The sequence below is a fragment of the Alkalibacillus almallahensis genome (assembly GCF_011761495.1).
GTDB classification, from domain to species: Bacteria; Bacillota; Bacilli; order Bacillales; family Alkalibacillaceae; genus Alkalibacillus; species Alkalibacillus almallahensis.
On record NZ_JAASRU010000001.1, the window covers coordinates 202,877 to 221,082 of the forward strand.

The 18,206-nt window shown below is 37.3% G+C and carries 17 protein-coding genes; all 17 read left to right on the forward strand.

Annotated features, from left to right (window positions below; genetic code table 11):
- Window positions 1-13 precede the first annotated feature (13 nt).
- The 17 genes from FHR85_RS01060 to cotE all read left to right on the forward strand — a co-directional run bounded on the left by FHR85_RS01060 (window position 14) and on the right by cotE (window position 18,158).
- Window positions 14-2,308: a DNA translocase FtsK gene (locus FHR85_RS01060; RefSeq protein ID WP_167260156.1), complete on the forward strand. Its 2,295-nt coding sequence runs from the start codon at window positions 14-16 to the stop codon at window positions 2,306-2,308.
- A 66-nt stretch (window positions 2,309-2,374) separates the two neighbouring features.
- Entirely contained in the window at window positions 2,375-3,664 is a 1,290-nt protein-coding gene (gene yfmF, locus FHR85_RS01065; RefSeq protein WP_167260158.1) for an EF-P 5-aminopentanol modification-associated protein YfmF, read from the forward strand.
- Window positions 3,657-4,946, forward strand: a complete 1,290-nt coding sequence (gene yfmH, locus FHR85_RS01070) for an EF-P 5-aminopentanol modification-associated protein YfmH (RefSeq protein ID WP_167260160.1) — start codon at window positions 3,657-3,659, stop codon at window positions 4,944-4,946. Before yfmF ends, yfmH begins: the two co-directional genes overlap by 8 nt.
- A gap of 1 nt (window position 4,947) precedes the next feature.
- Entirely contained in the window at window positions 4,948-5,676 is a 729-nt protein-coding gene (gene ymfI, locus FHR85_RS01075; RefSeq protein ID WP_167260162.1) for an elongation factor P 5-aminopentanone reductase, read from the forward strand.
- Between the two features lie 70 nt (window positions 5,677-5,746).
- The gene (locus FHR85_RS01080) at window positions 5,747-6,007 is read left to right on the forward strand and encodes a DUF3243 domain-containing protein (protein WP_167260164.1); all 261 of its coding nucleotides are present in this window, start codon (window positions 5,747-5,749) and stop codon (window positions 6,005-6,007) included.
- Window positions 6,008-6,196: 189 nt separating this feature from the next.
- Window positions 6,197-6,991 carry a DUF3388 domain-containing protein gene (locus FHR85_RS01085; RefSeq protein WP_167260166.1) on the forward strand — a complete coding sequence of 265 codons (795 nt, stop codon included), beginning with the start codon at window positions 6,197-6,199 and terminating at the stop codon, window positions 6,989-6,991.
- A 17-nt stretch (window positions 6,992-7,008) separates the two neighbouring features.
- Complete coding sequence (locus FHR85_RS01090) at window positions 7,009-7,968, forward strand: helix-turn-helix domain-containing protein (protein ID WP_167260168.1); 960 nt, start codon at window positions 7,009-7,011, stop codon at window positions 7,966-7,968.
- Between the two features lie 59 nt (window positions 7,969-8,027).
- Window positions 8,028-8,606 (forward strand): CDP-diacylglycerol--glycerol-3-phosphate 3-phosphatidyltransferase, encoded by a 579-nt coding sequence (gene pgsA / locus FHR85_RS01095; protein WP_167260170.1) that lies wholly within the window; start codon window positions 8,028-8,030, stop codon window positions 8,604-8,606.
- Complete coding sequence (locus FHR85_RS01100) at window positions 8,603-9,844, forward strand: competence/damage-inducible protein A (RefSeq protein ID WP_167260172.1); 1,242 nt, start codon at window positions 8,603-8,605, stop codon at window positions 9,842-9,844. Before pgsA ends, FHR85_RS01100 begins: the two co-directional genes overlap by 4 nt.
- An 87-nt stretch (window positions 9,845-9,931) precedes the next feature.
- The gene (gene recA, locus FHR85_RS01105) at window positions 9,932-10,972 is read left to right on the forward strand and encodes a recombinase RecA (RefSeq protein ID WP_167260173.1); all 1,041 of its coding nucleotides are present in this window, start codon (window positions 9,932-9,934) and stop codon (window positions 10,970-10,972) included.
- Window positions 10,973-11,215: 243 nt separating this feature from the next.
- A complete protein-coding gene (gene rny / locus FHR85_RS01110; protein ID WP_167260175.1) occupies window positions 11,216-12,781 on the forward strand; it encodes a ribonuclease Y in 1,566 nt (521 codons plus the stop codon).
- 90 nt (window positions 12,782-12,871) lie between these two features.
- Window positions 12,872-13,669: a TIGR00282 family metallophosphoesterase gene (locus FHR85_RS01115; RefSeq protein WP_167260177.1), complete on the forward strand. Its 798-nt coding sequence runs from the start codon at window positions 12,872-12,874 to the stop codon at window positions 13,667-13,669.
- 112 nt (window positions 13,670-13,781) lie between these two features.
- Complete coding sequence (locus FHR85_RS01120; protein ID WP_017186088.1) at window positions 13,782-14,042, forward strand: stage V sporulation protein S; 261 nt, start codon at window positions 13,782-13,784, stop codon at window positions 14,040-14,042.
- Between the two features lie 130 nt (window positions 14,043-14,172).
- Complete coding sequence (locus tag FHR85_RS01125) at window positions 14,173-15,075, forward strand: dipeptidase (RefSeq protein WP_167260179.1); 903 nt, start codon at window positions 14,173-14,175, stop codon at window positions 15,073-15,075.
- 141 nt (window positions 15,076-15,216) lie between these two features.
- On the forward strand, window positions 15,217-16,788 hold the full coding sequence (gene miaB / locus FHR85_RS01130; RefSeq protein WP_167260181.1) for a tRNA (N6-isopentenyl adenosine(37)-C2)-methylthiotransferase MiaB: 1,572 nt from the start codon (window positions 15,217-15,219) through the stop codon (window positions 16,786-16,788).
- A complete protein-coding gene (locus FHR85_RS01135) occupies window positions 16,789-17,199 on the forward strand; it encodes a YlbF/YmcA family competence regulator (protein ID WP_167260183.1) in 411 nt (136 codons plus the stop codon). It begins immediately after the preceding gene.
- A gap of 428 nt (window positions 17,200-17,627) precedes the next feature.
- Window positions 17,628-18,158 carry an outer spore coat protein CotE gene (cotE, locus tag FHR85_RS01140; RefSeq protein ID WP_167260185.1) on the forward strand — a complete coding sequence of 177 codons (531 nt, stop codon included), beginning with the start codon at window positions 17,628-17,630 and terminating at the stop codon, window positions 18,156-18,158.
- The last annotated feature ends 48 nt before the right edge of the window (window positions 18,159-18,206 follow it).

Consider the following 18,206-nt stretch of genomic DNA (forward strand, 5'->3'; position numbering starts at 1 on the left):
TGAGGTGATAGACATGGCAAAAAAGAAACGAAAAACAAAACGCAATAAACGTCCGCCGTTTTTGAAATTTGAATTAATTGGATTATTATTGATTTTAATCGCAATCTTTTCAAGTGGTATTGAGCCTATTCATGAAGGGGTCATACCGAATCTTCTTACAAGTGTTTTACAATGGCTATTTGGTTTTTGGTATGCAATTGCAAGTATTTTTATGCTTGGATTAGGTTTTTATATCGTATTTAAACGCTCATGGCCATCATTTACGACTAATCGTTGGATCGGATTTTATGTCTTTATGACATCGCTTATCTTATTCACGCATTTACAAGCTTTTGATGATGTCATTACACAAACAAATTCATCAATTTTCACCGTGACATGGGATTATTTTGATGCTTATCAAAATGGCTCTATAGCTTATGCCAATATTGGTTCTGGTATGTCCGGAGCAACTTTGTTCTTACTAACTTTTTATTTATTATCAGGTCCAGGGGCAAAGGTGTTAGCATTTTTCGGACTTGTCATTGGCATTATGTTTTTATTAGAAAAGTCCTTGTCAGATGTGCTGGCAAACATGTTATCGTCATTTCAATCATTTTGGGAAAACATAAAAGCGAAACGTCAAACTAAGAAGGACGAAAAAGCAGAGCGAGTTAAAAATGAAACAGCTTCTGAAGAACCAGAAGTTGATGTGACGTTTGCTGAGAATCAAGAACATACTGAACAACAACCAGTTATAGAAAGTTTTGAGTCAGATGTGGATCCACCAGCTGAACAAAATGCAAGTACTAATGAAATCGAAACAAGTGAGTGGACAGAACGAGTGGATCAGGAAAGCGAACAAGTCGATGAATCATTACCGTTAACAGAATTAGAAAACGAAGATTATTCTTTACCACCTTTGAACTTGTTATCAAATCCTGTAGCTCATTCTCAACAACAGGAGAAATCGCAAATACAGTCCACAGTTAAAAAACTTGAACAGACTTTTCATAGTTTTGGTGTAAAAGCAAAAGTAACAAAAGTTCATGTTGGACCAGCAGTTACGAAGTATGAAGTCTATCCGGATGTGGGTGTAAAGGTTAGCAAGATTGTTAACTTACATGATGATTTAGCCCTTGCTTTAGCTGCAAGAGATATTCGAATTGAGGCACCAATCCCAGGTAAATCAGCTATTGGTATTGAAGTGCCTAATAACGAAGTGGCTCAAGTCTCTATGAAAGAAGTTATGCAACCTATTCAACAAAATCCTGCTAAGTTACTGTTTGGACTAGGTCGAGACATTGCTGGAGAGGCGATCACAGCAGAACTGAATAAAATGCCGCACATGCTTATTGCTGGTGCTACAGGTAGTGGTAAAAGTGTTTGTGTTAACGGCATTATTACGAGTATTTTACTAAGAGCTAAGCCACATGAAGTTAAGATGATGATGATTGACCCGAAAAAAGTCGAACTTAATGCTTATAATGGGATCCCTCATTTATTAGCACCAGTTGTAACTGATCCGAAAAAGGCTTCGCAAGCGCTTAAGAAAATCGTTTCAGAGATGGAGCGCCGTTATGAGTTGTTTTCTGAAACAGGTACTCGTAACATCGAAGGTTATAATGAGTATATTAAGCGTGTTAATGAAGAAGAGGATGAAAACCACCCAACGTTACCATACATCGTTGTTCTTATTGATGAATTAGCTGACTTGATGATGGTGGCATCGAATGAAGTGGAAGATGCCATTACCCGTTTGGCACAAATGGCTCGTGCTGCAGGTATTCACTTAATCATTGCTACTCAGCGACCATCTGTAGATGTCATCACAGGAGTGATTAAAGCTAACATTCCATCACGTATTGCGTTCAGTGTTTCTTCTCAAACAGATTCACGAACAATTTTAGATAGTGGTGGTGCCGAGAAGTTACTCGGTAAAGGGGACATGCTTTTCTTACCTGTTGGTGCTTCAAAACCAACACGTATTCAAGGCGCTTTTCTTGATGATTCTGAAGTAGAATCGATTGCAGATTATTGCGTCGAACAACAAAAGGCGCAGTATCAAGATGATATGATTCCGTCAGAGACACCTGAACAACATGAAGAAGTAGATGATGAACTTTATGATCAAGCGGTTCAATTGATTGTTGATATGCAAAGTGCTAGTGTATCAATGTTACAACGAAAATTCAGAATCGGCTACACGCGTGCAGCGCGGTTAATTGATGCAATGGAAGAACGTGGCGTTGTAGGACCTTATGAAGGTAGTAAACCAAGAAAAGTCTTACAAACATCGACACAGCCTGAAGAACAATCACCGTCTTAATTGAAGTTCGTATGATTTCAATCAGTACGGAAATGCTACAGTAAAGAATATGTTAGGAGGACAAACATGAATACACTCGTTGACAATCAAATTGACCATCAAGATTATCAATTGCATATGATCCCAACGACTAAATTCAAAACTAATACGATTGCATTAAAATTTGCACGACCAATTGAACGTGACACCATTACGAGTCGTGCATTGTTACCTTTCGTATTACAGAAAGGGACAAAGAAATTCCCGTCTGAACGCGAACTACGTTTAGAATTAGATCGCTTATATGGGGCTAAGTTTTCCATCAATGGAGCTAAAAAAGGCGAAAATCATATTATTACGTTAACTTTAGATTTACCAAACGAAAAATTCATTGATGCAGAAAATGATTTGCTTAAACAAGGAGTTCAATTTCTCCATGAAGTAGTCGCTAATCCGAAATTAATCGATCAAGCATTTGATCCGGATTTAGTGGCAAAAGAGAAAGAAACATTAGAGAACAAAATTAACTCAATTGTAGATGAAAAGATGCAATATGCGAATATGCGGTTAGTTGATGAAATGTGCCAAGACGAATCATTTGGCATTCGTTCACACGGCTATATTGATGACTTAGATTCCATAGATGGAACGACTTTATATGACACATATCAAGATATGATTCAACATGATCGTATGGATATTTATGTAGTAGGCGACGTTGAAGATGAAGCGGTTCAGCAATTATTTGAATCAGAATTTCAATTAGAACGCCAAAATCCTGTCGAGATTAAAGAAGCTGATCAAGTTGAAGCGGGACAAATGAACACTATTTCAGAAGCTCAAAAACTTCAACAAGCTAAATTGCATTTCGGTTATCGTACACAGATCACTTATCGTGATGAGAATTATCCAGCACTTCAAGTGTTCAATGGAATCTTCGGTGGATTTCCACATTCTAAATTATTCTTGAATGTGCGAGAAAAACATTCACTTGCTTATTATGCAGCTTCACGTTTCGAGAGTCATAAAGGCTTATTATTTGTTTTCAGTGGTATTGCCCCTGAAAAGTATGAAGAAGCAAAAGATATTATTATGAAACAACATGAAAGCATCCAAGAAGGCAATATTTCAGATGATGAATTAGAACAAACAAAAAAAGCAATCATCCACAGTCTTAAAGAAACGCTTGATCAATCACGAGGGATTATTGACTGGCATTATCAGCAAGTGGTTGGTGGAAAACAACAAACAAACCAAGATGTTATTGATGCTATTCAAGAAGTAACGAAAGACGACGTAAAAAAAGTGGCTAACCTTGTTGCACTTGATACAATTTACTTGTTAACGAGCGAAGATGGAGGTGCTCAAGATGCATGAGATTGATATACCTAAAGTTCAAGAAACTGTCTATCATAAACAATTAGATAATGGATTAGATGTTTATTTATATCCTAAGCAAGATATGGAAAAGACATTTGCAATCTTTTCAACCAATTATGGTTCCATTGATCAATCATTTAGTCCGATTAATCAAAAAGAAATGGTAACAGTACCTGATGGAATCGCTCATTTTCTAGAACATAAAATGTTTGAAAAGGAAGATGGTGATGTCTTCCAACAATTTTCTGAACGAGGTGCTTCAGCTAACGCTTTTACTTCATTCACTGAGACGGCTTATTTATTTTCGAGTACAACAGAAATTGAAGCGAACGTGGAAACGTTGTTAGATTTTGTCCAAAACCCTTATTTCACTGAAGAAAGCGTCGAAAAAGAAAAAGGCATTATCGAGCAAGAAATTCGAATGTACGATGACCAACCTGACTGGCGTTTGTTTTTCGGCACAATTGGCTCGATGTACCGTCATCATCCTGTAAGAATTGATATTGCAGGAACGGTTGATTCCATTAATGACATCACTGCTGATGATTTATATACGTGTTACAACACCTTTTATCATCCAGGCAATATGCAATTAGTGATTGCAGGCCAATTTGATGCTCAACAAATGATGCACCTAGTAGAAGAAAATCAAAGTGCAAAAACGTTTGATCATTCGCCTGAAATTAATCGTGATTACGGAGATGAACCGATTGGTGTTGACCAGAACGAGAAGACAATTAAAATGCCAATTAACACACCAAAATGTATGGTTGGTATAAAAGAAAAACCAGATGCACTAGAGCCAGATGTTCTTTTAGAGAACGATTTAATTCGCGATTTAGCTCTGGATATCTATTTTTCAAAAAGTGGTTTGCATTATGAATCATTATATCAAGAAGGATTAATCATTGATTCATTACGCTTAGAATACATGTTGGAGAAATCATTTGGATTCACTGCCATTGGGGCTAGCACAATGGAACCCGAAAAATTCGGTGAACGCGTGAAAGAAATGCTTCATTCAATCAAAACAGATCAAATTAACCAAGATGCATTCGAACGAGTGAAGAAGAAGAAATATGGTGAATTGCTACGTGAATACAACAATTTAGAAACTGTCGCTAATAACGTCATCCAATACCATCAACTTGGTCTTGATTTTCGCGATGTATTCCCGACATTAGAACAATTAACGGTTGATCGTTTTCAAGAGAAGATCCAATCTTGGATTGATGATGATCAAATAACCGTTTGCTCGATTGTTCCAGAAGGTGAATAGTGTGCAAACAGAAACTATATTGATTATCGGAGCGAGTAGTGATATTGGAAGAGCTGTTGTTAGTAAATTAGCTTCAGCTAACCCGAATAGACAATTCATTTTGCATTACTATAAAAATGATGACGTGATTAATCATATTGAACAGGAATTAAGTCACGACACTGTTTTATTAACCGTACAGGCTGATTTACGATCAGACCAGGAAACGGATCAGTTATTAGCGTCAATTCCTTTTGACATTGATACCATTGTTTTTGCACAAGGACAGAGTTATTCCGGTTTAATCACTGATACTTCTGATCAGGTAATGGATGATTTGTATCATGTGCATGTTAAGTCAATGACACGAATCGCAAAACACTTCTTGCCATCAATGAATCGAAACCAACATGGGACCATTGTTGTGATTTCTTCCATATGGGGTGAGATCGGAGTTAGCAATGAAGTATGGTACTCCATGATGAAAAGTGCTCAACATCAGTTTGTGAAATCATTAGCAAAAGAAGTTGGTCCATCTAATATACGAGTGAATGGTGTTGCACCAGGTCTAATAGCAACGAAAATGAATCAACATTTATCTGATGAAGAAGTAGAGGATTGGTTACAAGATGTTCCTTTACAACGGATGGGTCAACCAGAGGAAGTTGCTGATGCCGTACAGTTCTTATGCTCTTCTCAATCCAGTTATTTTAATGGTCAGTTATTGCGTTTGAATGGTGGCATAAACTAAACACAGCCTCATGTATAAATGTCTCTATTTCGTTCACACTACTAGTGAATAAAATAAAGGAGGCTTTGCGATGTCCGTCTTAGATAATTTTGACCAATGGAAAGATTTCCTAGGTGATCGACTTCACCAAGCACAAGATCAAGGTGTTAATCAAGAAACCATTAATGAAATGGCTTATCAAGTCGGAGAACACTTAGCAACGAAAGTTGATGCGAAGAATAATGAAGAAGCGATGCTACGCGACTTATGGAATGTTGCTTCAGATGAAGAGCGACATACAATCGCTAATATGATGGTCAAAGTAGTCCAAAATGAGGGAACTCATGAATAACGTTAGGATCAATTAAAAAACTGGGTCGGGTGATACAACTCGATCCAGTTTTTTGTGTGATGATTTCCAAAGAAAGGATTTTATTTATAATTTATTGCATTCTATCTTTTCATTGTTACGAAAATAATTTATGATAGACTTAGCATGTATGAATATTATGTTAACAATTACTATAGAAAGGCTGATTAGATGGATGATCGAAAAGATTGGTACTTAGAGTATGAAATTAAACATAATCGGCCTGGTTTACTTGGGGATATATCCTCTTTACTCGGCATGCTTTCTATTAATATTATTATGATTAATGGTGTCGAAAATCAACGAAGAGGAATGCTCTTGTTAAGCAAAGATGATCGTCAAATCGATCGTTTAATCAGCATTTTAAATACAATGGATACTATTCGTGTGACGAAAATTAGACGACCTAAACTCCGTGATCGTCTTGCTGTGATGCATGGTCGATATATTAAAAGTGACTCAGATGATAAGAAAACATTTCGTTTCGTTCGAGATGAACTCGGTTTACTTGTTGATTTTATGGCAGAGCTATTTAAAAAGGAAGGTCACTTATTAATCGGTATTCGAGGTATGCCACGAGTTGGTAAAACTGAATCCATTGTGGCAGCAAGTGTTTGTGCAAATAAGCGATGGTTGTTCTTATCGAGCACCTTATTAAAACAAACGGTTCGTAGCCAATTAATTAAAGATGAGTATGCGAAAGATAATTTATTTATAATTGATGGAATGGTCTCAGTGAAACGCTCAACAGAAAGCCATTGGCGACTTATTCGGGAAGTAATGGGAATCCCAGCTATTAAAGTTGTTGAACATCCAGAAGCATTTGTGCAGAACTCAGAGTACACTTTAGATGACTTCGATTACTTTATTGAATTACGTAATAATGTAGATGAAGAAATTCAATATGAGCATATTCAAAAACCAGAATTCGAAGAACAAGATGGATTTTCCATGTTTGATTTTTAATTGGACGGTGTTAATAAATGGAAGTAGGAGAAAGACTAAAAGAAGCAAGAGAAGCTAAAGGACTTACGATTGAACAATTAGCTCAAGAAACAAAAATTCAAAAGCGCTATTTATCCGCAATTGAAGAGCATGATTGGTCAACTTTACCTGGTAATTTTTATATACGAGCTTTTGTTCGAGAATACGCGAATGCTGTAGGTTTAAATGGTGAAGAGCTATTAGATGAACATGCTAATGAATTACCTACTGTAAGCGAACCGACAAGTCAGCAATATATGACCCCATCGCGTTCTGCAGGTAAATCAGGTAAAAAGAATAAACAGATGTTTTCAATGATTCCGAAATTACTTGTTTTTATCTTATTAATTGGAGTCGGCTTTGCGATATGGTATTCAGTGGTCAACTTTATTCAGCCTGCCATGACTGATGATTCGAATAACAATGATTCAGAAGAAATTATTAGTGCTCCTGAAGAAGATGAGAATAATCAAGAAGAGAACACTAATGAAAATAGTAATCAAGAAGATAACTCATCTAATGAAGAAGGCAATAATGATTCATCTCAAGATAATAATAGTAACAATGGAGATGAGGCATCAGAAGAAGAATCAGAAGAAAATAGCGAACCCGAAATTAGTGTGGCAAATGTTGATGAGAGTGGGACACCAACCACGACTTATGAAGTTGCACACAATGGTCCTATTGAAATTACTCTAAATTCTGATGATGAGACGTGGTTACAAGTTAATATTTCTGAAAATGGCAGTACGTCTCAACCTATATCAGGTATGTTCAACACTGAAAATGCACCTGAAACGTTCACTTATGAAAATACTTCAGGTGAAATGGAGCTAGTTATTGGACGTGCAAGTGCATTTACTGTTGAAGTGAACGGTCAGCCGATTGAATATGAAATTAATCCAAATGACACGGTTCGTCAAAACGTAATCATTCAATGGCAGAATGAAGAATCATAAATCCTTTGCAGTTCGCAAAGGATTATTTTTTGAAACACTATAGCTTTGGAGGTTTATGTATGAATGTACCAAATAAAATTACACTTTCTAGATTGTTTTTAATTCCTATTTTTATAATCCTTCTCGTTGCGCCTTTGAATTGGGGAGAGTTTGATATTGGGGCTTATGATCTACCCATCGCTCACTTATTAGCTGGAATATTATTCATTATAGCGTCCTTAACAGATTGGTTAGACGGTTATTATGCACGTAAATATAATTTGGTGACTAATTTAGGTAAGTTTCTTGATCCTTTGGCAGATAAATTGCTAGTTTCAGGAGCCCTTATATGCCTAGTTGAATTACAAATGGCTCCTGCATGGATTGTGATCATTATCGTAAGTCGTGAATTTGCTGTAACTGGATTACGTTTAGTAGCTGCTGGAGAAGGGATTGTTCTTGCAGCAAGTCAAATGGGCAAACTGAAAACAACTTTACAAATCGGTTCAGCTGCATTTCTCATCTTGCATCATTTCCCGTTTTCCTATTTAGGATTACCAATCGGGTCAATCTTGTTATACCTTGCTGCTTTAGTAACAGTCATTTCTGGCGTAGAGTACTTTAAGAAGAACTGGCATGTTATGAGGGGTTCAAAATGACTTTACGATGCGAAGTAATCTCAGTTGGAACAGAGCTTTTACTCGGTCAAATTGTTGATACAAATGCGAGCTGGTTATCAGAAAAATTAAATGATGTCGGATTAAATGTGCTTCATCATCAAACGGTTGGAGATAATGCTAACCGAATGAAAGCTGTATTCGAGCAAGCTCAACACCGTTCTGATCTTGTGATTGTAACTGGAGGTCTTGGACCAACAGAAGATGATTTAACACGGGAAGTGGCGGCTGAGTTATTTGATACGTCTTTACTGATTGATGAACAAGTTATGAACCAAATTGTACAATTTTTTGACGACCGTAACATCTCAATGACTGAGAACAATCGTAAGCAAGCTTTACATTTTAAAGGTGGTCACACTTTTGAAAATTTTGTCGGCATGGCACCAGGCTTAGCATTTAACCATCAAGGTGTTAACTGGTTTTTCTTACCAGGAGTCCCAAAAGAAATGAAAGATATCATGTCCAATGGCATTGTGCCTTACCTACATCAGCTTGGTTTAACAGATGGTAAACTATATTATCGTACTTTATATTTTCAAGGGATAGGTGAATCTATTTTAGAAACTGAACTATTAGACTTAATTCAGGCACAGACCAATCCAACAATTGCCCCTTTAGCCGGAGATGGATATGTGGTGGTTCGATTAGCAGCGAAAACTAATCGACAAGATGACGCAGAAGATATGTTTGATGAATTAGAAGAACTTATTCGTTTTCGCGTCGGCAAATACATGGTTAATCAACCTCGATCTAAAACGGAGCAAGTTATTGAACATTTTAAAGCTCAAAACATTTCATTAGCTTCATGTGAAAGCTTAACTGGTGGACTATTTTCATCTACGATTGTAGATCATGCCGGGGTATCATCGTTTTATTATGGAAGTTTGATTACATATAATAATCAATCTAAGCAAGAATTAGCTAATGTACCAGCTACTATATTAAATGGTGAAGGGCCGGTGAGTCCCGCGTGTGCAAAAGCTATGGCTGCAGGAACTGCACATAAATTAAATACTGACGTTGCGATAAGCTTTACTGGAGTGGCAGGACCTAATGATGAGAATGGCATTTCAGCGGGGACAGTTTATATTGGCCTATCAGTTTATGGAAATGTTCATTCTAAGTTATTCCAATTCACAGGATCCCGACAGGATGTGAGGCAAGCAGCAACAGATGCCGGTATGAAATATTTATATGATCAGATTGTACGACAATAAAAAACAGAACAAATATTCGCTTTTTTCTTGGCAAAACATTAAAATCGTAGTATGATAGATATAGTGATAAGAAAGGGGAATAAGAAAATGAGTGATCGTCAACAAGCGTTAGATATGGCATTAAAGCAGATAGAGAAACAATTCGGTAAAGGATCCATTATGAAATTGGGTGAACAAGAAGGTCAAGAAATTTCAACTGTTTCAAGTGGTTCACTTGGTTTAGATGTTGCCTTAGGTGTTGGAGGCTATCCAAGAGGACGAATTGTTGAAATTTACGGCCCTGAATCATCTGGTAAAACAACTGTTGCGTTACACGCAATCGCTGAAGCACAACGCGCAGGTGGCCAAGCAGCATTTATTGATGCTGAACATGCGTTAGACCCTGTGTATGCACGTAAATTAGGGGTTAACATAGACGAATTATTGCTTTCACAACCTGATACAGGTGAACAAGCGTTAGAAATTGCAGAGGCACTTGTACGTAGTGGTGCAGTCGATATCATTATCGTTGACTCTGTAGCTGCGCTAGTTCCAAAAGCTGAGATTGAAGGCGAAATGGGAGATGCACACGTTGGTTTGCAAGCACGTTTAATGTCTCAAGCTCTTCGTAAGCTTTCTGGTGCTATTAACAAATCAAATACGACAGCTGTTTTCATTAACCAAATTCGTGAAAAAGTTGGCGTTATGTTTGGTAATCCTGAAACAACTACAGGTGGTCGTGCGTTGAAATTCTATTCTTCTGTTCGTTTAGAAGTTCGTCGTGCAGAGACGTTAAAGCAAGGTAATGAAATGATCGGAAATAAGACCCGACTTAAAGTTGTAAAAAACAAAGTGGCTCCACCGTTCAGACAGGCTGAAGTTGATATTATGTACGGTGAAGGAATTTCAAGAGAAGGCGAATTAGTCGATATCGGAGCCAACCTTGATATTGTCCAAAAGAGCGGTGCATGGTTCTCTTACAACGGTGATAAGTTAGGTCAAGGTCGAGAGAACGCGAAACAATATTTAAAAGATAATCCAGCGGTATATGACCAAATTTATAATGAAATTCGAGCTCATTACAGCATAGATGAAAACGAAACAGCGGAAGAAGAAGCCGAAGATCAAGAAAAATTAGACTTAGAGTAGGTTATATGAATAAGCTGTTCAACAATCATTAAAGATGGTGTTGAGCAGCTTTATTTATGGGTGACAGCAATAGACAAATTTATAAATTGTTTGACAATTCCTTGACATGAGTGCTAGACAGGCTTAAAATTAATATGTATAATTTTCATTTTATACTTTAATGCTTATGATGAATGATTGTACATTACCGACTGAAATGAAATGAAAGAGTGAAACAATTTTATAGCAAGAGGAGGTGAAAGTATGGATAGTATGGTAACGTTAATCATCTCCATTTTGCTAGCTTTGGTTGTCGGTACTGTTGTTGGTTATTTTATTCGTCGTTCAATAGCTGAAGCGAAGATTTCGAGTGCTGAAGAATTTGCTCGAAAACTTGAAGATGAAGGTCGTCGGAATGCTGAAGCAGCGAAGAAAGAAGCACTGTTAGAGGCGCAAGATGAAACAAATCGCTTAAGGCAAGAACAAGAACAAGAGCTACGCGAACGTCGTAATGAAGTGCAAAAACAAGAGAATCGGCTGATGCAAAAGGAGGAAACCCTCGATCGTAAGAGTGAAACGTTAGATAAACGTGAGCTTACGTTAGAAAACAAAGAGAATTCATTAAATGAAAAGCAACAACAACTTAATGAAGCTGAAAGCAAAGTGGAAGAAATGATGACTACACAACAGGCTGAACTTGAACGTATTTCTGGATTAACAGAAGAACAAGCTAAGCAAGTGATTATAGACCGTGTGGAAAATGACATGTCTCATGAAACAGCTATGATCATTAAACGTGAGGAAACTAAGGCGAAAGAAGAAGCAGATAAGAAAGCGAAAAATATTCTATCTCTTGCTATTCAACGTCTTGCAGCAGAACACGTTTCTGAAACGACAGTCTCTGTTGTGAATTTACCGAACGATGAGATGAAAGGACGGATTATCGGTCGTGAGGGTCGTAATATCCGTACACTTGAAACATTAACAGGTATTGATTTAATTATTGATGATACACCTGAAGCCGTTATTTTATCTGGTTTTGACCCAATTCGACGTGAAATTGCTCGAATTGCATTAGAAAATCTAGTACAAGATGGTCGTATCCACCCAGCTCGAATAGAAGAGATGGTTGAGAAATCTCGTCGTGAAGTAGATGAATACATTCGCGAAGTGGGTGAAGAAGCAACCTTCGATATTGGTGCTCATGGTATTCATCCTGATCTGGTTAAGATTCTTGGTCGTTTGAAATATCGTACAAGCTATGGCCAAAACGTCTTGAAACACTCATTAGAAGTAGCCTATCTATCAGGTCTTCTAGCAGCTGAGTTAGGTGAAGACGAACAACTAGCTCGACGTGCCGGTTTATTACACGATATTGGTAAAGCCGTAGACCACGAAGTCGAAGGAAGTCACGTTGAAATTGGTAAAGAACTAGCACAGAAATACAAGGAAAATGAAACAGTTATTAATTCTGTTGCCTCACACCATGGTGATGAGGAAGCAACAAGCGTTATTTCTGTTATTGTAGCTGCGGCTGACGCATTATCAGCTGCACGACCTGGAGCTAGAAGTGAGTCATTAGAAAATTATATTAAACGACTTGAAAAACTAGAAGAAATTGCGGACTCATATGAAGGTGTTGAGAAATCATTTGCGATTCAAGCTGGACGTGAAGTACGAATTATGGTTCGTCCGGATGCTATTGATGATGCAACAGCTGTTACGTTAGCGCGTGACATTCGTCATAAGATCGAAGAAGGTTTAGATTATCCTGGTCACATTAAAGTAACAGTCGTTCGCGAAACGCGAGCAGTTGACTATGCGAAGTAAAAAGACGGCTTAACAGCCGTCTTTTTTATTTTGACTACGGAGAGAAAGTATGTAACGATTTACTAGAGAAGATAAGGAAAGGATAAAATTATGAAAATTTTATTTATTGGAGATATTGTTGGGAAACCTGGTCGCGACGCATTACAACAACAAATCACACAACTTAAAAAACAACACCGTGCTGATTTTACAATAGTGAATGGTGAAAACGCTGCACATGGAAAAGGGATCACGAAAAAGATTTACCATCAGATTCTTGAGTGGGGTGCTGATATGGTCACCTTGGGTAATCACGCTTGGGATAAAAAAGAAGTATTTGATTTCATAGATGACACTGATCAGTTAGTTAGGCCTGCAAATTTTCCTGAAGGAACACCTGGAAAAGGAATGCAATACGCTAAAATTGGGAAAACTAAAATAGCCATCATTAATGCACAAGGTCGTACGTTTATGAATCCGATTGATGATCCATTTACAGTCGTTGATGGGTTAATTGAACAGGCTAAACGGAATGCACATATTATCTTTGTGGATTTTCATGCTGAAGCAACTAGTGAAAAACAGGCCATGGGTTGGTATCTAGATGGTCGTGCGAGTGCTGTCGTTGGGACACACACACATATTCAAACGTCAGATAATCGCATTCTACCTAATCGAACAGCTTATATTACAGATGTCGGAATGACAGGCCCGTATAATAGTATCCTAGGTGTAGATAAAGATGCTGTTATTCGTAAGTTTAAAACAGGACTTCCCGTTAAGTTTGATGTACCAGAAACAGATCAAACTGTTTTAAGTGGCGTTGTGATTGATGTTGATCAAAACACAGGTGAAGCTAAAAAGATTGAACGAATCCTAGTGAATGACGATCATTTAAATTTTGAATGAGTGGATTATTTGAATTTTTCCGACAATTCATTCATAATAAAAGGAATAGGTCGTAAAAATGCTGAATAGATTAATGATGAGATCATTATAGTAATTGAAGGAGGAACTAGGAATGGAAATACTCAAAGTATCATCAAAGTCAAATCCGAACTCAGTTGCAGGTGCTTTAGCAAATGTGTTACGTGAAAGAGGTTCTGCAGAAATTCAAGCTATAGGAGCTGGTGCTCTTAACCAAGCAGTGAAAGCTGTCGCCATCGCACGAGGATTTGTTGCTCCTAGTGGTGTAGACTTAATTTGTATTCCAGCATTTACAGACATTACGATCGAACAGGAAGAACGCACAGCAATTAAATTAATTGTTGAACCAAGATAAGGGACTCAACAAAAAGTACAAGGCTTTCAAAGCTTTGTACTTTTATTTTTGTCCAAATATTGTTAGTGCATAGTGATAGCGATATCATGTATGCTTGCGCGTATAGACCATATATAAGGAGATGAATAATATGATTGATATGCACTGCGATGTTTTAATGAAACTCTGGGAGGAACCACATAAATCTTTCAATAATGATGACTTACATATCTCATATAACAAATGGCTTAACAGCCCAGTTCAAGTACAATACTTTGCGATCTTTGTTCCACCTGAGACGAATCAAGATTATTTTCAGAGTGCACTTGAGATGATTGATCTTTTTCATGAAAAAATTATTAAACCTTATCCTGAAGTTAAATGGGTCCAAACTAAAGAAGACGTTGAGGCTTTAAGCCCACATGAAAAAGGGGCTGTTTTAACGTTAGAAGGATGCCATGTTATTGGTGAAGATTTAATGAGGTTAAGAACATTACTACGGCTCGGCGTACGGGCTGTTGGTCTCACTTGGAATAACGTTAATGCCCTTTCAGGAACTTGTGTGGATCATGAAGAATTAGGATTAACTACTTTAGGTAAAGAGGCAGTTCAGATTATTAATGAATATGATGCCTTTGTGGATTGTTCTCATCTATCACCAGCAGGTATTGATGATGTTTTAGAGCTAGCTGATCGCCCTATGATTTCTCATTCGAATGCAAAAGCCATCTATCAACATGAGCGAAACATTTCGGATCAGCAATTAAAGCAATTTTTTAAACTAAAAGCCCCTGTCGGAATAACATTCGTACCCTATTTCACGGCAAATGAAGGCGTAACTATTGAAGAATTACTGCATCATATCAATCATATGTATGAGTTAGGTGGACGGGATTCCATCAGTTTCGGTTCTGATTTCGATGGTATGTCTGAAACGATCCAAGGATTAGAAGATATCGAAGCTGTGCGTAATCTTTATCATAAACTAGCTCAACATTATCCTAGTGATGATGTATATCGCATGCGTTATGATAATGCTGTTCGATTTTTATAATAGAATTTATGAATGATTCATGACATCTTTAATCTTTTTAGGTTGTATTTACCGGCTAATTATTGTTAAAATCCGTTTGAGCACTTATACTGAATATAGGTATGGAACTGGTTTTCGGTATTAGAGGAAAGGAGTCTTGTCATGAACGAAAAACAACGACATGAACAGAATCAAATTAAACAAAGTCATGCGTCAAATCAGGCAAGCGAGGAGAAAAATTTAAACCGTCTGAAGGAAAAAACTTCAGATGATTTTGTTAAATATTTTGAAGCGACGTACGAACCACCTAACTTACGTAAAGCACAAAAACGCGGTAAACAAGATATTCAATATCATGATGATTTTGAAATTGAAGAGCAATTCCGCGACTTAGGAGTTGGCAAGAAATACTTAATTCGTACTTATGGCTGTCAGATGAACGAACATGATACAGAGGTTATGTCCGGAATCTTAGAAGAGATGGGGTATGAAGCAACAACCGATCAAAAAGAAGCCGACATGATTTTACTTAATACTTGTGCCATTCGTGAAAATGCGGAAAACAAAGTGTTTGGTGAACTTGGCCACTTAAAATCATTGAAGGTCGAAAACCCTGACTTAATTGTTGGTGTTTGTGGTTGTATGTCACAGGAAGAATCAGTTGTTAATCGCATTTTAGCAAAACACCATCATGTTGATTTAATTTTTGGTACACATAATATCCACCGTCTACCTCAACTGGTGCAAAATGCTTATCTAAGTAAAGAGCGTGTTGTTGAAGTTTGGTCTAAAGAAGGTGACGTGATTGAAAACCTTCCTAAACGTCGTAAAGGTCAAATTAAAGCATGGGTTAATATCATGTATGGTTGCGATAAATTCTGTACTTACTGCATTGTTCCATATACGCGTGGTAAAGAACGTAGTCGCCGTCCAGAAGACATTATCCAAGAGGTACGTCATTTAGCTGCCCAAGGGTATAAAGAAGTAACATTCCTTGGTCAGAACGTGAATGCTTATGGTAAAGACTTAGATATTGATTTCGGTTTAGGCGATTTAATGGATGAAGTTCGTAAAATCGATATCCCACGGGTTCGTTTCACGACATCACACCCGCGTGATTTTGACGATCGTTTAATTGAAGTTTTAGGCAAGGGCGATAATTTAATGCCGCATATTCATCTACCTGTTCAATCAGGTAATTCTGATGTGTTAAAACTTATGGGACGTAAATATACACGCGAACAATATTTAGAACTCGTCGGTAAAATAAAAGAAGCTATTCCGCATGCGACGTTCTCAACAGATATCATCGTTGGCTTCCCAAATGAAACGGAAGAGCAGTTTGAAGATACCATGACATTATATGATGAAGTTGGTTTTGAACATGCTTATACATTCATCTTCTCACCACGTGATGGTACACCAGCTGATAAGTTTAAAGATGAGGTTACCGAAGATGAGAAGAAACAACGTCTTTATCGTTTGAATGATAAAGTAAATGCTTATGCGAAAGAAGCAATGAAGAAATATGAAGGTCAGACAGTTAACGTCCTTGTTGAAGGTGAAAGTAAAAACAACCCTGACGTTTTAGCTGGTTATACGGAGCATAGTAAGTTAGTAAACTTCACAGCTCCTAAGTCATCAATTGGTGACATTGTTGAAGTTGAAATTACTCAAGCTAAAACGTGGTCATTAGACGGCGTTATGGTTAAAGAAGCTGTAGAGGTGAATTAAATGGCACAATATACAAGAGAAGAAGTCGTTCAAGAAGCGAAAGATTTAGCTGTAAAGTTATCACAAATAGAAGAGATTGAACGCTTTAAGCAACTCGAAGTAAAATTGAATCAAAACAATAAAGTCCAAGCTTATATTAAAAAGATTAAAGCCTTACAAAAACAAGCGGTTAATTTACAGCATTATGAAAAGTCTGAAGCTCAAAAACGAGTGGAAGAAGAACTGGACCGTCTTCAAGAAGAACTTGATGAAATTCCTGTTGTCCAGGAATTTAAAGAAACACAAGTTGTTGTGAATGATATTCTACAACGCGTATCCAAAACGATCGCTGAAGAAGTCACGAATGAAATTATTCGTGCAACAGGCGGTAATGTTTTAAAAGGTGAAACAGGAAAAGAACTAAAATATTAAACACAGTGTTTGAGACAAAATTTAATAATGCAAAATAAAACGCGAACGATTTTTATAAAAATCGTTCGCGTTTTCTGCTTGAATGACGCTCCATCAAAACACTTCGCTTGCCGCGGGCACGGCTCGAGCCTCCTCAGCCCAAAGGCGGGGCTTGCGGGGTCTCGAGACACGTGCTGTTCCCGCAGGCGTCTACGCGTTTTGATTCCGCTTTATTACTGCTTACTTATAACTATTTCAAACAATCGTCCTTTGTATAACTGACTATTATTTGTGCAATCTCTTTAATTCTGGTCAATTATTATTAACACTCAACTAGGCAACTGCATATGAATGACACTATAACGTTTCTAATCGTCACAAGATGATTCACATCAAACGCCCAATTAACATAAGAATATAGTGGCGAAATGAAAAAGGAGGAACGTGATATGTCAGGTCGAGACTATCGAGAGATTATTACGAAAGCAGTTTGTGGAAAGGGGAAAAAGTATACAGAGGACCATCACCATGTTTCACCCAACTACAAACCATCTAGTATATTAGGTTGTTGGGTGATCAATCATCAGTATGAAGCGAAAAAACGCGGTCATGTCGTTGATATCACTGGTACTTATGATATTAATATTTGGTACTCTTATTCCGATAATACTAAAACAGAAGTTATCACAGAGCGCAAACAGTATAGTGATCAAGTACCAATTTCCATGAAAGACCAAAAAAGTTTAACCAATCAATTTGATGTTGTGGCACGCGCAACGCAACAACCTAACACGCTTGAATGCGAAATTGATGAGAAGCAAAAGCAAATACGCGTTGATTTAGAACGTGAGTTTGTTGTGGATCTGATTGGTGAAACTAAAGTATGGGCTAAAATTGAACCAAATGGCTTTGATGAAGATGAAGTTGATATTAGTGGATTGGACTCAGAGTTAGCAGATATCGAAGTTGACCGCGAATAAACTTGAACCATACAGTTGTTTTCCCAACTGTATGGTTTTTAATTTTAG